Below are 17,200 nucleotides of genomic sequence, written 5' to 3'. Positions count from 1 at the left end.
ATGGGAGGATCGTCGTCCGGGCGCAGCAGTCGGGACCGGAGTGACCGTCGGACACCAGAATCCGCACGGTCACGTCCGCGCACCCGACGCGCCCGGACACGATCCGACGACGACCTCGATGTCCTGGTCGAGGCCGTCGCGGAGAAGAAGCCGTCGACTTCACGAGGGTGGGCGTCGCGTGAGACCTCGCGGCCGTCGCGCGTGACGAGGTGGGCCCGCGTGGACCCGAAGCGGGCCGCGATCATCGGGCTCGTCGTCGTCTTCCTCGCGTTGACGCTGGCTGTGCCGCTGAGGACCTACCTCGCTCAGCGGTCTGAGTTCAATCGACTGCAGGAGTCGAACGCGGCACTGTCCGCGGAGGTGGCCGACCTGCAGAAGAAGGTCACCGAGCAGAACGACCCGGCGTACATCGAGGCGCAGGCGCGCGCCCGACTGCAGTACGTCAAGCGCGGTGAGAAGCAGGTCGTCGTGATCGCGCCGAACAGAGAACAACAAGAAGCCGCGGACGAGGCGGAGCGTGTACGCGCCGCCAACCCGTGGTACCAGAACATGTGGGATGCGGTGTCTACACCGCCGGAGGGCAAGTGAGCGTTTCGGACAACGACCTGGCAGCCGTCGAGAAGCAACTCGGCCGGACTCCGCGAGGCGTGCTCGACATCAGTTATCGAACACCGGACGGGCAGCCCGCGGTGGTGAAGACCGCGCCGCGACTGCCGGACGGCACACCGTTCCCGACCCTCTACTACTTGACCGACCAACGGCTCACTGCGGCTTGCAGCCGACTCGAATCGGGCGGCGTGATGCGAGGGATGCAGGCGAGGCTCGCCGACGACGCCGACCTCGCCGCAGCGTACAAAGCGGCGGGGGAGAGCTACCTCGCTGAACGCGACGCCATCGAGTCGCTCGGCACGGACTTCACCGGCGGCGGCATGCCGGACCGGGTGAAGTGTCTGCACGTTCTTGTCGCTCATGCGCTGGCGAAGGGTCCGGGCGTCAATCCGTTCGGCGACGAGGCCGTCGCGATGATCGCCGACGAGGACAAGCTGCGCGGCATCGCGGTCCCTGCCGACTGGCCGACGTTCAGCGACGATTCATCGGCAGTCGAGACGCCGTGACTCGAGTCGCCGCCGTCGACTGCGGAACCAACTCGCTGCGTCTGTTGATCGCCGAGCCTGCGTCGGACGGGTCGCTTGTCGACGTAGCTCGCGACATGAAGGTGGTTCGTCTCGGGCAGGGCGTCGACGCGACCGGCGAGTTCGCGCCGGAGGCCATCGAACGTGTCCGCGTGGAACTCGACGGCTACGTGCAGCGGATGCTGGACGCCGGAGTCGAGCGGGTCCGGATGGTCGCGACATCGGCGACGCGTGACGCGGGGAATCGAGATGAGTTCTTCGCGATGACCGCCGACCTGCTGGGCCGTGTTCAGCCCGGTGCCGTCGCCGAAGTGATCTCCGGCGACGAGGAGGCCAGACTGTCGTTCCGAGGCGCCGTCGGAGGACTCGACGCGGCCGACGGTCCGTTCGTCGTCACCGACCTCGGCGGCGGCAGCACGGAAGTGGTCGTCGGCGACCTGTCGACCGGTGTGCACGGTGCGTACTCGTCGAACATCGGTTGCGTCCGCCTCACTGAGCGGGCTCTTCACTCGGATCCGCCGACGCTCGACGAGCGCAATGCCGCGGTCGGCTACGCGCATGACGAACTCGCCAAGGCGTTCGACGCGGTCGACGTCTCCTATGCGCGGACGTGGGTGGGCGTCGCGGGCACTCTGACGACGTTCGCGGCGGTGCACGCGGGCCTGGATCACTACGACCCCGAGGTGATCCACCATTCGCGGATCGGCCTCGCCGACCTGCACGCATTGTGTTCACGAATCGTCGCGATGACCCGCGACGAGCGGATGGGCCTCGGCCCGATGCATCCCGGGCGCGCCGACGTGATCGGCGGCGGTGCACTCGTCACGCAGGAGTTGGCCCGCAATTTCGCCGATCGTGCGGGCATCAGCGAGATGGTGGTCTCCGAGCACGACATCCTCGACGGCATCGCACTCGGTCTCCTGGACTGACTCGGAGTTCAGCGCAGGGCCGAGGCGACGTCAACGAGAAAGCGGTCGACGATGTCCATCTCATCAGCGCTGAAGGCGTTGGCAGCGTCACTGATCCGGTTGAAGACAGGCTCGAAGAATGATTCGCCTAGATCACGAGCTGCCGGCGTGACAACTAGTACGACCCTACGTCGATCGACGTGGTCTCGGCTGCGTGTGACGAGTCCGCGACGGACGAGCCGGTCGACCAACGCTGTCGTTGATGCAGAGTTGACGGCGAGGTGCTCTGCGAGCCAACCGGGGGTGGCTTGAAGACCGGATCGTTCGCGGTCGAGGAGCCCGATCAGGGCGCGCACATCTGTGGTGTTCAGCGCGTTCGCTCGTGCGAAATCGGCCGCCAGCATGTTCGTCTGCAATGTCACTGCCCGCAGGAGGTGGATGGTTCTCATCGCGGTGTCTGACGTCATGTCTCGATGCTAGACAATATTCACTCGACAAACTAGTCTCTCGATTATCGAGAGAAATTGGAGTCTGCGGTGAGAGTTTCCCGATCGACTGGCGTCGAGTTTCAGCGGCGGTACGAGGCGGTTCTGGCGAAGTGGCCGTCAGGCGTCTCAAGTCTTGTTGTGTCCAGCCGCTTCGGAAGCACTCGGGTGAACGTCTGTGGCGCCGCGGACGGACGCCCGACGGTTCTGCTGTCGGGTGCCGGTGCGACGTCGACGGTGTGGTTTGCCAACGTTTCGGCCCTCGTTGACGATGGGCATCGTGTGTATGCGATCGACATGATCGGTGACGTCGGCGCCAGTGTCGCCACGAATGCGCCGTCGACGACGGGTGAACTGGTCGACTGGCTGTCGAACACGCTCGACGGACTGGGGGTCAGGGCTGCATCGTTCGTAGGCCATTCGTACGGCGCGATGGTCGGGCTCGCCTTTGCCCTGGCCTCACCGGGGAGGGTGCGCAACCTCGTACTACTCGACCCGACCTCGTGTTTTGCAGGGATGGCGATTCGGTACCTGCTGCATGCGCTGCCGGTGTTGATCCGGCCCTCCGCCGAACGCCAATCCGCGCTCCTGGCCTGGGAGTCGGGCGTGGGCCTCGACCCGGAATGGATCGCGCTGACTTCCTATGGCACGGAGCACTGCCCGACCGCGAAGAAGGTGGTCCCCAGACGGCCGTCGCGCGAAGCGCTCGCGGCGCTGTCCATGCCGACAACGGTTGTTCTGGCACCGGACAGTCGTGTGCACGATGTCCGAGCCGTGGAACAAGGAGTGCGCCGCAGTCTGCCGGAGGCATCTGTGACAATCCTGCCGTCGGGGAGCCACCACGGCTTGCCGATCGATCCGGCGGACGACGTGAACGCCGCGATCATTGCAGGCCTGAGCGTCGGGCCCGGCCTCGTCGACTGACGGTGCTCATCCGGTCACCTGCCGACGAGGACGGCCGTTGCAAGACCGCGGACGAGGTCGATTTCACGGTCGCCGGGTGGCGTGCCCGCCTGAAGACGTCGCCGGACGACCGCCAGCGGCAGCTCGATCATCACAAATGCGATCTCGTCCGCCGTGGCGGCGGTCTTGCCGGTCAGTGATGTGACGATGGTCCGCAGCTCGGCCTCGGTCGCGGTTTCGTCGGACCGCTGAGCGGGTTCGCCGTCGGCGTCGAAGGTTCGTGGCCCGGACTGGAGGACCTGAGCCTTCTCCAGATTGTCGCGACACCACTCGACCACCCACGCGGAAGCGTCGACGGCGGCGTGGACTGTCGGGTGTTCACCGACGACCTCCAGATAGTTCCGGCGGAACTCTGCTGTGGTGCGCAGCCAGACGGCCTGCAGCAGGCTCGTCCGGTCGGGGAAGCGGTAGTAGATCGAGCCGTTCGTCGCCCCGAGTCGATCTGCCACGGCCGCGAGCGTCACTGCCCGGACGCCGCGTGCGGCGAACACTGCGACGGCTGCGTCGATGAAGTCGTCGGCATCGTGCTTGGCAGGCCTTCCCATAGTTGTGGAGTATATGCTCTACTAATTCTAGAGTGTTCACTCTATTAGGAGGTTCGGCATGTCATCAACGAACATCGGTCTCACATCGGCGGCGCAGGTCCTCGCATCGCAACCGTTCAACAACCTGGTCGGCGCCACGATCGAGCGATTCGAGGGAGGCGAGGCGATCCTTGAACTGGAGATCCGAGACTGTCACCGCCAGCAGTACGGCGTCGTCCACGGCGGTGTGCTCGCCTACCTGGTCGACAACGCCCTCACTTTTGCATGCGGCACAGTTCTGGGTGCCGACATCATCACCGAGGGCATGTCCGTCACCTACTCGAGGACGGCCAGGGTCGGCCGCCTTCGAGCGACGGCCACCGTCGTGGAGCAAGGACGCTCGGGGGCGTCGTCGACTGTCGTGATCCACAACGTGATGCCGGACGGCACCGAGCGGCAGTGCGCCGTCGGACAGGGGAGCGCTGTGGCGACCGGTGGTGGTCGGTCGTCATGATCAACGAACGCGAGTGGACGCAGGCGCGACTCGTGACGCGTCGCGCCGTGCGGTCTTGCCTGCACTGCAGCATCGCGAGCGTCAACGCCGACGGCTCGGCGCATGTCACGCCGATCGGTTCCCTTCTGCTCGGTCCCCTCGGTCGAGGTATCTACTTCGACGTGTTCAACGCCCGTCTCTCCGCCAACGTCGACAGATCCCCAGAAGTGACGATCCTCGCGGTCGACAGCGGGCCGATGCTCTGGAGCCGAGCTCTGATGCGGGGGCGGTTCTCGCGCCCGCCGGGGATTCGGCTGGTCGGCGCCGTCGGGCCGCAACGGTCGAGTTCGCCCGACGAGATCGCGAGGTTCCACCGCACGGTCGGCCCACTTCTGCGAACGAAGGGCGGAGCCGCGGCGTGGGCATCACTCACACGTGTTCGTGATGTGCGCGTCGATCGGATCGAGACGATCCGGATGGGCTCGTTGACTCCGTGATTTGAGCCGAGGGGGTCGGACTACGAACGTCCGAACAGCGTGACGTCGTTGCAGGCTTCGCAGACGTCGTCGGGGATGACGCCCGCACGCTGCAGGTAACCGAAGGCGATGCATCCGAGGCAGATGCCGAACGCGAACTCGAGGAACGCCGCGACGATGAGCGCGCCGACGACGATCTGGGCGGCGAGCCCGAACCCGAACAGGGACAGCACAAAGGCGGTGCCGGAGAACACGAGTCCGACGGTCTGGGCGAATCGCTTCGGCGGGCCCGGGACGGTCTTCTCCTTGCGCCACACCTTGGGTGCGATCACGTGGACGGCGAGACGCCCGAACGGTGAGTACCGAGGGCCGCCCGCCACGCGCAGAACGAATCCGAGCGCGAGGACGCCGTACAGCCACGGCTGATTCACCACGATCGACACCGCGGCGAGCGCGATTACCAGACCTGCGGTGGAGCGGGCGGCGTAGTCGTTCACCGGGTTCGGGAAGTCGAAGACGCCGCGATGCCACGACGGCGTCGACTCGACTGCGATCGACGAGTCGACCTGCGTGAACAGGGGCGACGTAGCGGATTCAGTGCTGGACACGGGCGGCTCCTTCGATCGAGACGGCCCCACAGTACGGATGTACTGATGCCGCGTCGAGGGTTTAGCGCACCGCGGGTCAAGCCCCGCTGTCGTACGCGCTGATCACTTCGAGGACCGCGTCGCCGTATCGCTCGAGCTTCGCTTCGCCGATCCCGTTGATCGCCAGCAGTTGCCCGCGCGTGGACGGCCGGATGTGCGCTATCGCTTCGAGAGTCTTGTTGCCGAGGACCGTGTATGCGGGAAGCTCGGCCTCCTTGGCCACAGCCGCCCGCCACTTCCGCAGCGACTCGAACAGAGCGGCGTCGTCCTCGGACAGATCGGCGGCGACGGATGCGGCCCTGGCCGGCCGTGACGATCGGCCCGCCTTCTTCGCATCCTCTCGGAACTCGAGCGGAACCTTGCCGTGCATGACGGGAACACCGGCCTCGGTGAGAAAGTACTGGCCGTACTCGCCGCGCGTCTCCAGATAGCCGGACGCGAGGAGTTGTCGGACGACACTGCTCCATCCGGCGGCATCGAGTTCGGTGCCGATGCCGTATGTCGACAGGTTCGTGTGGCCGAGTTGCTCGATCCGCTTGTTGGAGACACCCCGCAGGATGTCGATGAGATGACCGGCGCCGTAGTGCTGCCGGTACTCGCGGTCGAGGCGCCAGATGGTCGCCATCAACTTTTGAGCCGCGACGGTGCCGTCCCATGTGTTGGGCGGCGTCAGGCAGGTGTCACAGTTTCCGCAGGGGCCGCTGTCTTGGTCGAAGTACCGCAGCAACTGTTGACGACGGCACGATGCCGTCTCGCACAGGGCGAGCATCGCATTCAGGTGCGCCGACTGCGATCTGCGGTGAGCCGCGTCGCCGTCGGACATCTGAATCAACCGCTGCTGTTGGACCACGTCGGCCAGGCCGTAGGCCATCCACGCCACCGACGGTAGGCCGTCACGGCCGGCGCGACCGGTCTCCTGGTAGTAGCCCTCCACGCTCTTCGGCAGGTCGATGTGCGCGACGAACCGCACGTCGGGTTTGTCGATGCCCATGCCGAATGCGATGGTCGCGACGACGACGATCCCGTCCTCCCGAAGGAACCGGTGCAGGGTCTCGTCACGGAGACGCTTGTCCAGCCCCGCGTGGTACGGCAGGGCATTGATGCCGTTCTTGACCAGGTACGCGGCCGTCGACTCGACCGATTTGCGGCTGAGCGCGTAGACGATGCCGGTGGCCTGTTCACCGTCGACGACGCCCTCGGTGCGGATGAAGTCGAGAAGCTGTTTGGTGGGCTGGTTCTTCGGCTCGATGCGGTACGTGATGTTGGGGCGATCGAAGCTCGAGACGAAATGTCGCGCGTTCTGCAGGTGCAGCCGTTCGGTGATCTCCTCGTGCGTCCGACGCGTCGCGGTGGCGGTGAGCGCGATGCGTGGGACGTCCGGCCAGAGTTCGGCGAGATCGCCGAGGGCGAGATAGTCGGGCCGGAAGTCGTGGCCCCACTGCGACACGCAGTGCGCCTCGTCGATGGCGATCAACGACAGCTTGCCCCGCGACAGGAAGTCGCGCGTGTACGGCCGGCTGAGGCCTTCCGGCGCGACGTAGATCAGGTCCAGTTCACCGGCGAGGTACGCGCGCTCGGTCGCCGATCGTTCCTCGGACGACTGGGTGGAGTTCAGGTAGGCGGCGCGGACACCGAGCTGACGCAGCGCTCCGACCTGATCGGACATCAACGCGATGAGTGGTGAGACGACCACCGCGCACCCGTCGCGGATGAGCGCAGGCACCTGGTAGCAGAGGCTCTTTCCTCCGCCGGTCGGCATCAGGACGACGGCGTCGCCGCCCGAGACGACCTGCGAGACGATCTGCTCCTGGTCGCCGCGGAACTGTTCGTATCCGAAGACGGTGCGGAGCACCTCGTGCGGAGTCGACACAGATCAGACGTCCTCGTCGTCGGCGTCGTAGCCGTTGACGGAGTCGAGTTCCATGGCGGGTTTGCGCGCGGGCGAATCGTCGGCGCTCGCCGCCTTCGCCGCCTCACGCATCTCGAAACCGTCGGTGACGAGCTCGCCGATCTCATGGGCGACGGCGGCGACCGCCGTCGTGATTATCGACGCGATGTTCCCGACCCGGCGGGCGGTGCTCTCCACCACTTCCTGCGCAAGGTCCTTGTTCCGTTCGAGTCGACCGACCACGACTGCTCCTCCCGATGTAGCTGCTCCCGCGAGGATAGTTGGTCGGGCGTCAGAACATCGAGTTGCCGTTGGCGGATTCAGCGGGCACGTCCTGGATCACGTCCCAGTGTTCGACGATCTTGCCGTCGGCGACCCGGAAGATGTCGACGACGGCCTGTCCGCGGTCGCCCGGACCGGATGCCGAATGCACGTGGAGGTACACGAGGTCGGCGTCGGTGGCACTGCGGACGATCCGGTTGCTCGCCTGCGGGTTGGCCCGGAAGTAGTCGGCGAAGTAGGAGACGAACGGCGCCTTGCCGTCCGGGACCTGCGGGTTGTGCTGCTTGTAGTCGTCGGCGACCACCGAGGCGGCGTTGATGTCGTGGCTGTTGAAGAAGCCGTTGTAGAAGTCGACGACGAGAGCGCGGTTCGCCTCCTGAGATGTGTGGTCTCCCTCGGAAACCTGACCGGAGTCGGATGATCCGCAGGCTGCAAGCGCGACTGCAACGATCACCGCGGAGACTGTTGAGAGGAGGGTTCTGACCAGCGTCGATATTTTCACCTCTGCCACGCTATGTTTGCCGACGCCCGTCCACCAGGTTCTATGATGACAAGAATGGGTGATTTTCAGACATCGATCCGCGACGTCGGGTACTCGCCCGACCCTGGAGTCGGAACAGTCGACGTCACTGCGATCGCCGACATCCGCGACGCTGCGGCCGACGGTGAGTTCACCGGGTCGCAACGACTCGGCTTTGAACTCGTCGTCGCGGTCGAGTCCGGCGCCACTGAGCACAGCGTCGACTTCGCGACGTACTCGTTGACCGCAGGCGATGTCCTCTGGGTCCACGCCGGTCAGGTTCAGGAGTGGGGCGACATCCATGCCGTCGACGGCGTGATGTGCATGTTTCCGACGAGCATGATCAGTCCGGGCGACTCGGAGGTCATCGGTGTGCGTGGCGGTTGGCGCCGATCCCACTGGCCGTCGAGCGGAGACCGGTTCACGAGAGACTTCCGGACGCTGCTCGACATGCAGTCACGGGTGGCGGGCTCCGCGTTCGCCGACACGATTCTGGCCCACGTCTTGTCGGCGGCGGTGCTCGCAATGGTGACCACTGCTGACGGTCAGTCGTCTGGAGTGGTCGGCGACGACAGGGTGCGGCAGTTCCGCAGCGACGTCGACGCCCACTTCCTGACAGACAGGTCCGTCGGCTCCTACGCCAGACGGCTCGCGTGCTCCGAGCGATCGCTGTACCGGCTGGTGACCGCGGGCACCGGGCAGTCGCCCCGTCAGCTGATCGAGCAACGGGTCGTCCTCGAGGCGCAGCGCATGTTGGTGCACGAAGACGCACCCGTCGCATCCATCGCCAGAGCGCTCGGCTACGACGACCAGTCGAACTTCGCGACGATGTTCAAACGTGCTGTGGGGGAGACGCCGTCGAGCTTCCGCGGGCAGCACCGTACCGCAGACACTCGGTGACCGCCGGTCACACGCCGATCGCCCGCTCCACGAAGTCGATCACCTCGCACTCGACGTCGTCGCGAATCTCGGGTTCGTTGTGCACCTCGTGGCGGAACCCGGGGTAGACGCGGGTCCGGACACTCGGGTGGCCGCTCGCGACCAGCTTGTTGGCGACATGGTAGGCGCCTTCGCCATAGTTGGTGACCGGATCCTGGTCGCCGGCGAGAATGAGAACGGGCAGGTCAGCGCGGACGGATGCGTACCAGTCGTCACTGTTGGCCTGGTCGTACACCGCCACGAAGCCCTGCAGGAAGCGGACGCTCATCGGAGCTCCGAAGTTGTTGAGCGGGTCGATCGCATGGTCGGCCACGACCTCGGGGCTGCGGGCCACCCAGTCGGTCGGTCCCGCGCCGTCGCCATAACGCGACACGAACCCGTCGAAGAGGGCCCCGACGTACGCGAGGTCGGCGGCGCCTGCACGGTCCGGCTCGGCGGCGAGAGCGGCACGGTCGAATGCGTCGGCTCCGGGGATCTGAGCTGCGATGCCGCAGAGAATCAGGCCGTCGAGGTCGTCCCCGAGGCGGGACGCGAGCGGCCGAGCGATCATCGATCCCCACGAGTGCCCGAACACGACGTATGGCAGATCTGGATGCAACTCGCGGACCTTGGCCCGGAGCGTCTCTTCATCGGCGATCGCCGTCTCCGCGCCGTCGTCGCCGGAATCGGCCCAGACCCCGGAGACCGCAGCGGTCTTGCCGTGGCCTGCGTGATCGTCCGCAGCAACGACGAACCCGGCGTCGAGCAGTCGCGTGATCAGATGCAGGTAGCGGCGAGAATGCTCACCGAGACCGTGAATCAGATGCACGACTGCTCGCGCCGGGCGCGTCGGCTGGTAGATCCAGCCGTGGATCGTGTCGGAACCGTTGTGTGAGGGGAATGTGATCTCGTGGAGCGCCATGGCCCGCACCTTATCCCCGCAGGCGCGACGATCAGGCCGCTTCGACGGCCTTGGTGCGCTCGATGTTGACGACGACGTTGTTGTCGTCGCGCGTCATCCAGTTGGGGAGCGACAGCTTCGCGATCTTCTTCCACGTCGATCCGAGCTGGGCGCTGAGCGAGCCCGTGTTGTACGGCAGCCCGTACTTCTCGCAAATCGCCTTGACCTCGGGAGACATCTCCGGGTACCGGTTGGCGGGCACGTCGGGGAAGAGGTGGTGCTCGATCTGGTGCGACAGGTTGCCGCTCATGATGTGGAACAGTCGGCCGCCGTTGATGTTGGCCGAGCCGAGCATCTGACGGATGTACCACTGGCCCTTGGTCTCATCGATGCAGTCCTCGGCCTTGAACGTCTGCGCGCCGCTGGGGAAGTGGCCGCAGAAGATGATCGAGTACGTCCAGACGTTGCGGATGAGGTTGGCCGCCGCATTGCCGACGACTGTCGTCAGGAAGAACGGGCCGGTCAGCGCCGGGTAGATGATGTAGTCCTTGGCGACCTGCTTGCTCGCCTTGCGCCACATGCCCTTCAGGAGCCCCTTGACGTCGCTCCACTTCCGCTTGCCCTGGATGATGTTCTCGACCTCGAGGTCGTGGAGCATGACACCCCACTCGAACAGCAGCATCAGAGCGGTCGCGTAGCCGAGGTTGCCCAGGTAGTAGGGGTTCCACTTCTGGTCGCGGTCCATGCGGAGGATGCCGTAGCCCACGTCGCGGTCCTCGCCGAGCACATTGGTGTACGTGTGGTGCATGTAGTTGTGGCTGTGCTTCCACTGCTCACCCGGGCAGACGGTGTCCCAGTCGAACTCGCGTGAGTTGTAGGTGTCTTCACGCATCCAGTCGTACTGGCCGTGCATGACGTTGTGGCCGATCTCCATGTTGTCGAGGATCTTGGAGACGCCGAGTGCGGCGACACCGGCGAGCCAGACCGGCGGCAGGAACGGCACGTACATGGCGGCGCGACCTGCGAACTCCAGCTTCCGCTGGATGCCGATGATCTTGTAGATGTAGTCGCGGTCGCTTTCGCCGACGTCGGCCATGATGCGGGCCCGAAGTGCTTCGAGTTCGGCGCCGATCGCTTCCACCTGGTCGAAGGTGAGGTCGATCTCGGTGGGCTGCTTCTTGCGGAGTGCGAGGGGTGCGATGGTCATGTGCGTGATCCTTCGTTGTCTCGGGTGAGTGGGCGGCCGGCGCTGGTCAGACGTCGATCTCGACGTCGCCGCACGGCGCCGTGACACAGATCTGGATGTGCTTGTCGGGTTCGGAGTCCAGGTCGCCGGTGACCACGTTGCGGGTGGTTCCGGTCTTGCGGACCTTGGTGCAGCTGAAGCAGATGCCCATGCGGCATCCGAACTCCGGCGTCAGGCCGGCGGCTTCGGCTTGTTCGAGGATGGTGCGGCCGTCGTTCTCAGCGGTCACATTCGACTTGGCGAACACCAGGTCGCCGCCCAGTTGATCGGCGGAGGCCGGAGTCGGCGCCTCGATGGTGAATGCTTCGGAGTGGATGCGGTCGGAGATGCCCACGGTGTCGGCGTACTCACGGACGGCGCTCATCAGTGCGGCCGGGCCGCACATGTACACCTGTGCACCGTCGCGCTCGGCGACGTCGTTGATGTGGTCGGCGGCGAAGTGTTCGGGCGACGCGGTGCGGGTGTAGTGCAGGCGGACTTCGACGCCGGGCACCGAGCGGGCGATCGCGTCGAGTTCAACGCTGTACGGCACGTCCTGCGGGCTGCGGGCGTAGTGCACGAAGGTGATCGGTCCGGTGTGGCCTTCGGAGACCAACGTGCGCAACATTGAGAGGACAGGTGTGATGCCGCTGCCGCCGCTGATGAGGACGATCTCTGCCGGACGCTGAGCGGGAAGTGCGAACGTTCCGCCTGCGGTCTCGAGGCTGAGGACGTCGCCGACGCGGACGTTGCTGCGGAGGTGATTCGAGACCAGGCCGTTCTCGTGGACGGCGACGGTCAGCTCGATGTCGCCGCGCTGTGCCTCGGCGTTGGCCGGAGAGTAGAAGCGGCGATGGCGAGTGCCGTTGATGACCACTCCGACCTCGACATACTGTCCTGCGGTATGGCCCTTCCACTGGTGTGTGGTGCGCAGCGTCAGCGTGGTCGAGCGGTCGGTCTGGCGGCGGATGTCGACGACCTTGGCGCGAGTGTCGCGCCAGGTGAGCATGGGGTCGATGAACTCCAGGTAGCGATCGACCGGGTACGGGGTCGCTGTGGCTTCGACGAGTGATCCGACGAGAGTCGCGATGCGGTTTGCCATGCCGGGTCTCCTTCAGTTCGTTCAAGATTTCAGTGAACATCTGTACACAAAAAAGAATGGCTGCTGTACGGATGTGTGTCAAGCGGCGTTCGATGTGTCGGTCATCACCAGTCCGGGTGTCCTCATCGGCGGTGCCGACGTGCGTGAATGCCGGGTGAACTAGACTGCTCTGGTGGCCGGAAGCCGAGCGGAGAAGAAGGAACAGACTCGGCAGGCGCTGCTCGACACCACCATCGAATTGGTGGACGACCGTTCATTCGGAAGCATCAGCCTGCGGGAAGTCGCGCGCGGAGCGGGCATTGTGCCCACCGCGTTCTATCGCCATTTCGCCTCCATGGAGGACCTCGGCGTCACTCTTGTCGAAGACGCCATGCGGGTACTGCGCGGCGCCTTGCGCGAGGCTCGACGCGATCTGGCCGGCCGCGGGATGCCGACGGCGAGAGACTCGCTGGCGATCCTGCTCAAGAAGGTGAAGTCCGACGAGAAGCAGTTCCGCTTCCTCGTCCGTGAACAGCACGGTGGGGTCACCGAGGTGCGCCGGGCGATCGGCACCGAGCTCCGGCTTCTGTCGCGTGAGCTCGCGATCGACCTGGCCCGCACGCCTGCGCTCGTCGCGTGGGAGGCCGAAGACCTCGAAGTCGCCGCGGATCTGATCGTCACGATCATGATGACCGCCGTCGCCGAACTCCTCGACGGTGACGGTCGGGAGTCGTCTGAGCGCAGCCTCGTCGCGCGAACCGAGAAGCAACTCGTAATGGTCTTCCTCGGCATGGCGCAGTGGCGTACGAAGGGATGACAGTCGTCTAGACGAGTGTCGAAACTGTCGGACTCATGAGGAATGATCGTCGACATGAACGAAGACTCCGATTTCGGTCCGTACCGCCTCGGCGCCGTCATTGGCAGAGGCGGAATGGGACAGGTGTACCGCGCGTTCGACACCGCCCGCGACCGTGAAGTGGCGTTGAAGCTGCTCAAGACCGAACTCGCTGAGGACGAGACGTACAAGGAGCGTTTTCGGCGCGAGTCACAGGCAGTCGCCAAGCTCGGCGAGCCGCACATCATCCCGATCCACGACTACGGCGAGATCGACGGCGTGCTCTTCCTCGACATGCGACTCGTCGACGGTCGAGACCTGCGCGCCGGACTCCGTACGGACGGGGCGATGGCGCCCGAGGACGCTGTCGCCATCATCGAGCAGGTGGCGGCCGCGCTCGACGCGGCGCACTCCGCCGGACTCGTCCACCGGGACGTGAAGCCGGAGAACGTCCTGGTGACGTCGGCCGGCTTCGCGTACCTCGTCGATTTCGGCATCGCTCATCACGAGGGCGACGCCCACCTGACCCGGACCGGGACGGCGGTCGGCTCGATCGCCTACATGGCGCCCGAGCAGCTCGACAACGTGCCGGTCGGACCCGCGTCCGACGTGTACTCGCTCGCTGCGGTGCTCTTCGAACTCCTGACCGCGCGACAGCCCTACCCCGGCGACTCGGTGAGCGCAGTCGTCAAGGCGACAGTGTTGAACGCGGTCCCCGCACCGAGCGCCTTCAGCCCGAACGTCCCGCCCGCGCTCGACGCCGTCGTCCGGCGGGGTCTCGCGAAGGAGCCCGGTCAACGATTCGGGTCGGCCGGTGAACTCGCGGCCGCAGCACGTGCTGCACTGTCCGGTGCACCGGCGGACCCCGCGTTCAATCGCACGATGGTTGGACCGTCCCTGGTCAAGCGGCAGGCTACGGAATCGCACGCGCCGACCGAACACATCTCGTACTCGGGTCCCCACGGCTACCCGGGGCAGCAGGTTTTCACGGGACCGCAGGGGTACCCGAGTGGTCCGGTGTATCCCGACCAGTACGGCCATCGAGATGGGAAGGCGCTGAACGTCGTTCTCGCGATCATCGCAGGTCTGATGATTCTCACTCTAGCTGGACTTGCTGTGTACTGGTTCGGTGTCCGAGGTGGCTCGACCGAGGCTGCCTCGTCGTCTACGACGACGATCACCAGCACATTGGAAGCCGCGGAATCGACGACTGCAACGCCTCCTGCGGGATCGATGGCGTGTGCCGATGGCGTCGGTGTCGGCGGTGGAATGACGACATGCGGCTTTGCGCTGAATGTTCGAGACGCATACGTCAGTGGTGGACCTATTGGCCAGAGTCGAACTGTCTATGCGGCGTCGCCGACAACAGGAAGGACCTACGCGATGTCATGCAACCCGGAGCAGGGAATAGTGATCTGTCGAGGTGGCGTGAACGCCGAGGTTCATATCTACTGAACGGCCTACAAAACTGTGGAGCGACTCCTTGGACCCGCGTCAAGCATCGGGGCGCTAGCTCCGGCACCTATTCGGCAGTGCGGCCTTGACACCAGCAACGATCGCCTTCGCGTACAGGTTGCGGTTATCGCTGCCGATTGGGTTCGCGCCTCCAGCGCCGTCTGAGGTTCCGAATTCGCTGTAGACCCATGGGACCTTCTGTGAGATCAGCGAGATCATGGGGAGATCGCCTGCCCACAACGGGGCTCGACCGCCGAAGTTGTTTTGAACAACATTGACTTGGCGGCCCTCGACCCGACTGCGGCCAGCAGCGAACTTGGTCGACATCTGGCCACTCTGCTTGGCGATCGCGGCGTTGGAGAACGTCACTCTAAGCGGGGTGCCGTCTGCGCCGGTTCCTTCGCGGTATCCGCCGAGGCGTTGGTCGAAGACAGAGTGCTCGCCGGGTGATGTGTGAATGCTGATTCCGACGTCGGCACCAGCGCGCTCCGCGCGGTTGACACGTTCACGGTAAGTGACGCTTTCGGCAGTGCTCTTCTTCAGCATCACCACGGTGTAGCCGGCGTGCTCGAGTCCGCGTTTTGCGATGGTTGCGACGGCGAATACGTCTCCGTCCTCGGCTCCGTTCGGATAGTCGCGCATCTCGACGCCGGTAGTCTTGTCGAATACCGAGATCGATTGTCCGTTGTGCCCTGGATCGAATGCGACGGTTGGCGCTTCGCACTCACCTGGGAATGCGCTCTTCGGTGCGGTCGAGTCGGATGATGTAGCGGTCTTGGTAACCACCACTGTTTCGACTGCGACAGGCGTGTTCGACCCTTCCGAGCACGATGTCAAAACGAGAGTGAGCCCAAGCAAGGCTGCTGGTGCTGAGCGTCGGGATCTGGCCATCACTTAATCACCGCGATCGTGTTGCTGGTCTGCCCCTGGCAGATGTAGTACGAACCGCGGTCAGCGCACGTGGTGTAGACGTTGCTTCCCAGATACGGGCTGTAGATCGGGACGCCACTGAATGATCCTCGTGAGATTGTCGCCTGTCGTACGTTCTGTGCCCAGCCGCACTGAGTCTGCGTGCTCATGCGAAGGACGTTGGAGTCGCAGTCGTATACGTAGCCCTGGTTGGCGAGAATGCTTCGGACGTCGGTGCGGTTCGGGGTCTGCACGACTGTCGTCGGCGTTTCGATCTGGGTCTGAGTCGTCGTCGGTCCGGGGGCGGCGATCGTAGTCGTGGTGGTACGCGATGCGACAGCGTCATCGTTGTCGTCGTTTGATTTGAGAACGGCGACCACAACGGCGACCACTGCAATGAGCAACGCGACGCCGGCGATCGCGAACGCGATGATGAGCGGCGTACGACGGTTCGACGGAGGTCGATATCCGCCGGGCATCGTGGGCGGGTACTGCTGATACTCACCGTAAGGGGGCATGGACATGCGGTCAGACTAGCCCGTGATGACCCGTTTCCCACTGTTCGTCGGACGTTCGGATGTCTTGAGCCTCCAGTAACGGTCCGGCAACGCCCGCGTTGCGGGTGGGGCACGCGCCTTGGTCGCTTCGCCTCTAGTTGACTAGCGTTACGCGTGTTGCGCATGTTGCTGAAGGGGTTTGTGTGATTCGTCGCGGTCTGGTGTCGTCGTGTGTCGCTGTTGTACTCGCCGGCGGTTTTGCGCTGGGCGCCGGTGCTGCGGGCGCCTTGCCGGTGCTGCCGAACGTCAACGTCACTCCGCCTGCGTCGAAGGCGAAGCTCTCGAAGAGCTTCACTCGCGCGACCAGGGGGTTGTCGGGTTCGGTCGGGCTGGCCATCACTCCGGTCGGCGGCGACTCGACGATGTCGTTCGGTCCGGTCCGCACAGCTCGTGCGTGGTCGACGCTCAAGGTGCCGGTGTCGATCGCGGCCGAGCGGGTGAACGGCCCGCGAGTCGCGGGTGACGTCCGCGCGGCCATCCGTCGTTCCGACAACACGGCGGCCGAGAACCTCTGGGATTCGATGCGTTCGAACAGTCGCGCGGTCGATGAGGTGACGGCGGTCCTGCGCGAAGGGCATGACCCGCGCACGCACGTCGCGTCGCAGATCGACAGGCCCGCGAGCTACCCGGGCGCCACCCAGTGGACGTTGGCGCGTCAGTCTCGTTTCGGAGCGCACCTGCCGTGCCTGCCCGACTCGAATCGCGTGCTCGGGCACATGGCGGCAGTGGAATCGAATCAGCAATGGGGAGTGAAGATCTTGCGCCAGCGCGGAGTGTCGACCGCGGTGAAGGGCGGCTGGGGGCCGGTGTCCGACGCAACGGGGAAGTATGTCGTGCGCCAGCTCGGAGTCGTCACCACCCCGCGTGGCGCATTTGCGGTGAGCATGGCGGCCCTGCCGTCGAGCGGTTCGTTCGACGACGGGATCGCCATGCTCAACCGTGTCGGTCGATGGGTCGGTTCCAACATCGGTTCCATGCCGGTCGGTACCTGTTAGTTCGT

The 17,200-nt window shown here is 65.2% G+C and carries 21 protein-coding genes; 10 read left to right on the top strand and 11 right to left on the bottom strand.

What is annotated here, in order from left to right; translation table 11 throughout:
* From WFK36_RS16410 to WFK36_RS16400, 3 genes are read left to right on the top strand one after another with little or no spacing between them, the layout of a single operon-like run.
* On the top strand, positions 1-588 hold the full coding sequence (locus tag WFK36_RS16410) for a septum formation initiator family protein (protein WP_081604319.1): 588 nt from the start codon (positions 1-3) through the stop codon (positions 586-588).
* Positions 585-1,115: a DUF501 domain-containing protein gene (locus WFK36_RS16405; RefSeq protein WP_336792948.1), complete on the top strand. Its 531-nt coding sequence runs from the start codon at positions 585-587 to the stop codon at positions 1,113-1,115. Before WFK36_RS16410 ends, WFK36_RS16405 begins: the two co-directional genes overlap by 4 nt.
* A complete protein-coding gene (locus tag WFK36_RS16400) occupies positions 1,112-2,062 on the top strand; it encodes a Ppx/GppA phosphatase family protein (RefSeq protein ID WP_336792946.1) in 951 nt (316 codons plus the stop codon). The genes WFK36_RS16405 and WFK36_RS16400 overlap by 4 nt, the downstream gene beginning before the upstream one ends.
* A gap of 8 nt (positions 2,063-2,070) precedes the next feature.
* Here WFK36_RS16400 and WFK36_RS16395 read toward each other — a convergent pair whose 3' ends face one another.
* Positions 2,071-2,508 carry a MarR family winged helix-turn-helix transcriptional regulator gene (locus WFK36_RS16395; protein ID WP_336792945.1) on the bottom strand — a complete coding sequence of 146 codons (438 nt, stop codon included), beginning with the start codon at positions 2,506-2,508 and terminating at the stop codon, positions 2,071-2,073.
* A gap of 159 nt (positions 2,509-2,667) precedes the next feature.
* Between WFK36_RS16395 and WFK36_RS16390 the strand changes: the two genes are divergently transcribed.
* Entirely contained in the window at positions 2,668-3,450 is a 783-nt protein-coding gene (locus WFK36_RS16390) for an alpha/beta fold hydrolase (protein WP_336792943.1), read from the top strand.
* A gap of 14 nt (positions 3,451-3,464) precedes the next feature.
* Here WFK36_RS16390 and WFK36_RS16385 read toward each other — a convergent pair whose 3' ends face one another.
* Positions 3,465-4,034: a TetR/AcrR family transcriptional regulator gene (locus tag WFK36_RS16385; protein ID WP_336792941.1), complete on the bottom strand. Its 570-nt coding sequence runs from the start codon at positions 4,032-4,034 to the stop codon at positions 3,465-3,467.
* A gap of 58 nt (positions 4,035-4,092) precedes the next feature.
* Between WFK36_RS16385 and WFK36_RS16380 the strand changes: the two genes are divergently transcribed.
* A complete protein-coding gene (locus WFK36_RS16380; RefSeq protein ID WP_336792939.1) occupies positions 4,093-4,527 on the top strand; it encodes a PaaI family thioesterase in 435 nt (144 codons plus the stop codon).
* Positions 4,524-5,003, top strand: coding sequence for a pyridoxamine 5'-phosphate oxidase family protein (locus tag WFK36_RS16375; RefSeq protein WP_336792937.1), 480 nt, complete (start codon positions 4,524-4,526; stop codon positions 5,001-5,003). The genes WFK36_RS16380 and WFK36_RS16375 overlap by 4 nt, the downstream gene beginning before the upstream one ends.
* A gap of 20 nt (positions 5,004-5,023) precedes the next feature.
* Here the strand turns inward: WFK36_RS16375 and WFK36_RS16370 are convergent, their stop codons facing one another.
* The 4 genes from WFK36_RS16370 to WFK36_RS16355 form a co-directional block, all read right to left on the bottom strand.
* Positions 5,024-5,536: a DUF4395 domain-containing protein gene (locus tag WFK36_RS16370; protein WP_336793087.1), complete on the bottom strand. Its 513-nt coding sequence runs from the start codon at positions 5,534-5,536 to the stop codon at positions 5,024-5,026.
* Between the two features lie 130 nt (positions 5,537-5,666).
* Positions 5,667-7,499: a DNA helicase RecQ gene (gene recQ / locus WFK36_RS16365; protein WP_336792935.1), complete on the bottom strand. Its 1,833-nt coding sequence runs from the start codon at positions 7,497-7,499 to the stop codon at positions 5,667-5,669.
* Positions 7,500-7,502: 3 nt separating this feature from the next.
* Entirely contained in the window at positions 7,503-7,760 is a 258-nt protein-coding gene (locus WFK36_RS16360; RefSeq protein ID WP_008380983.1) for a hypothetical protein, read from the bottom strand.
* A 49-nt stretch (positions 7,761-7,809) separates the two neighbouring features.
* Entirely contained in the window at positions 7,810-8,253 is a 444-nt protein-coding gene (locus tag WFK36_RS16355; RefSeq protein ID WP_336792933.1) for a nuclear transport factor 2 family protein, read from the bottom strand.
* A gap of 102 nt (positions 8,254-8,355) precedes the next feature.
* Between WFK36_RS16355 and WFK36_RS16350 the strand changes: the two genes are divergently transcribed.
* Positions 8,356-9,219, top strand: coding sequence for a helix-turn-helix domain-containing protein (locus WFK36_RS16350; RefSeq protein WP_336792931.1), 864 nt, complete (start codon positions 8,356-8,358; stop codon positions 9,217-9,219).
* 7 nt (positions 9,220-9,226) lie between these two features.
* Here WFK36_RS16350 and WFK36_RS16345 read toward each other — a convergent pair whose 3' ends face one another.
* Genes WFK36_RS16345 through WFK36_RS16335 form a run of 3 tightly spaced genes read right to left on the bottom strand, consistent with a single transcriptional unit; the run spans position 9,227 to position 12,465 of the window.
* Positions 9,227-10,159 (bottom strand): alpha/beta hydrolase, encoded by a 933-nt coding sequence (locus WFK36_RS16345; protein WP_336792929.1) that lies wholly within the window; start codon positions 10,157-10,159, stop codon positions 9,227-9,229.
* 31 nt (positions 10,160-10,190) lie between these two features.
* Positions 10,191-11,345: a fatty acid desaturase family protein gene (locus WFK36_RS16340; protein WP_008380989.1), complete on the bottom strand. Its 1,155-nt coding sequence runs from the start codon at positions 11,343-11,345 to the stop codon at positions 10,191-10,193.
* A gap of 46 nt (positions 11,346-11,391) precedes the next feature.
* Positions 11,392-12,465 carry a ferredoxin reductase gene (locus WFK36_RS16335; RefSeq protein ID WP_336792928.1) on the bottom strand — a complete coding sequence of 358 codons (1,074 nt, stop codon included), beginning with the start codon at positions 12,463-12,465 and terminating at the stop codon, positions 11,392-11,394.
* A 172-nt stretch (positions 12,466-12,637) separates the two neighbouring features.
* Between WFK36_RS16335 and WFK36_RS16330 the strand changes: the two genes are divergently transcribed.
* Positions 12,638-13,261 (top strand): TetR family transcriptional regulator, encoded by a 624-nt coding sequence (locus WFK36_RS16330; RefSeq protein WP_336792926.1) that lies wholly within the window; start codon positions 12,638-12,640, stop codon positions 13,259-13,261.
* Between the two features lie 54 nt (positions 13,262-13,315).
* Positions 13,316-14,734 carry a serine/threonine-protein kinase gene (locus WFK36_RS16325; RefSeq protein ID WP_336792925.1) on the top strand — a complete coding sequence of 473 codons (1,419 nt, stop codon included), beginning with the start codon at positions 13,316-13,318 and terminating at the stop codon, positions 14,732-14,734.
* 54 nt (positions 14,735-14,788) lie between these two features.
* Here the strand turns inward: WFK36_RS16325 and WFK36_RS16320 are convergent, their stop codons facing one another.
* Both WFK36_RS16320 and WFK36_RS16315 read right to left on the bottom strand, forming a co-directional pair.
* Positions 14,789-15,520 (bottom strand): N-acetylmuramoyl-L-alanine amidase, encoded by a 732-nt coding sequence (locus WFK36_RS16320; protein WP_419717502.1) that lies wholly within the window; start codon positions 15,518-15,520, stop codon positions 14,789-14,791.
* 104 nt (positions 15,521-15,624) lie between these two features.
* On the bottom strand, positions 15,625-16,167 hold the full coding sequence (locus WFK36_RS16315; RefSeq protein ID WP_336792923.1) for a hypothetical protein: 543 nt from the start codon (positions 16,165-16,167) through the stop codon (positions 15,625-15,627).
* 176 nt (positions 16,168-16,343) lie between these two features.
* On the opposite strand from WFK36_RS16315, the gene WFK36_RS16310 reads away from it, so the two are divergent.
* Positions 16,344-17,195 carry a serine hydrolase gene (locus WFK36_RS16310; protein WP_008380996.1) on the top strand — a complete coding sequence of 284 codons (852 nt, stop codon included), beginning with the start codon at positions 16,344-16,346 and terminating at the stop codon, positions 17,193-17,195.
* Positions 17,196-17,200 lie beyond the last annotated feature (5 nt).

The organism is Gordonia malaquae (genome assembly GCF_037148075.1).
GTDB lineage: Bacteria > Actinomycetota > Actinomycetes > Mycobacteriales > Mycobacteriaceae > Gordonia > Gordonia malaquae.
The sequence above is the reverse complement of the archived record's forward strand: the minus strand, read 5'-3'. Positions and strand labels throughout refer to the sequence as shown.

Coding starts and splice junctions, on each gene's coding strand:
- WFK36_RS16380 (WP_336792939.1), top strand. CDS start 4,093: ATGTCATCAACGAACATCGGTCTCACATCGGCGGCGCAGGTCCTCGCA.
- WFK36_RS16315 (WP_336792923.1), bottom strand. CDS start 16,167: ATGTCCATGCCCCCTTACGGTGAGTATCAGCAGTACCCGCCCACGATG.
- WFK36_RS16345 (WP_336792929.1), bottom strand. CDS start 10,159: ATGGCGCTCCACGAGATCACATTCCCCTCACACAACGGTTCCGACACG.
- WFK36_RS16325 (WP_336792925.1), top strand. CDS start 13,316: ATGAACGAAGACTCCGATTTCGGTCCGTACCGCCTCGGCGCCGTCATT.
- WFK36_RS16340 (WP_008380989.1), bottom strand. CDS start 11,345: ATGACCATCGCACCCCTCGCACTCCGCAAGAAGCAGCCCACCGAGATC.
- WFK36_RS16410 (WP_081604319.1), top strand. CDS start 1: ATGGGAGGATCGTCGTCCGGGCGCAGCAGTCGGGACCGGAGTGACCGT.
- WFK36_RS16385 (WP_336792941.1), bottom strand. CDS start 4,034: ATGGGAAGGCCTGCCAAGCACGATGCCGACGACTTCATCGACGCAGCC.
- WFK36_RS16335 (WP_336792928.1), bottom strand. CDS start 12,465: ATGGCAAACCGCATCGCGACTCTCGTCGGATCACTCGTCGAAGCCACA.
- WFK36_RS16350 (WP_336792931.1), top strand. CDS start 8,356: ATGGGTGATTTTCAGACATCGATCCGCGACGTCGGGTACTCGCCCGAC.
- WFK36_RS16375 (WP_336792937.1), top strand. CDS start 4,524: ATGATCAACGAACGCGAGTGGACGCAGGCGCGACTCGTGACGCGTCGC.
- WFK36_RS16395 (WP_336792945.1), bottom strand. CDS start 2,508: ATGACGTCAGACACCGCGATGAGAACCATCCACCTCCTGCGGGCAGTG.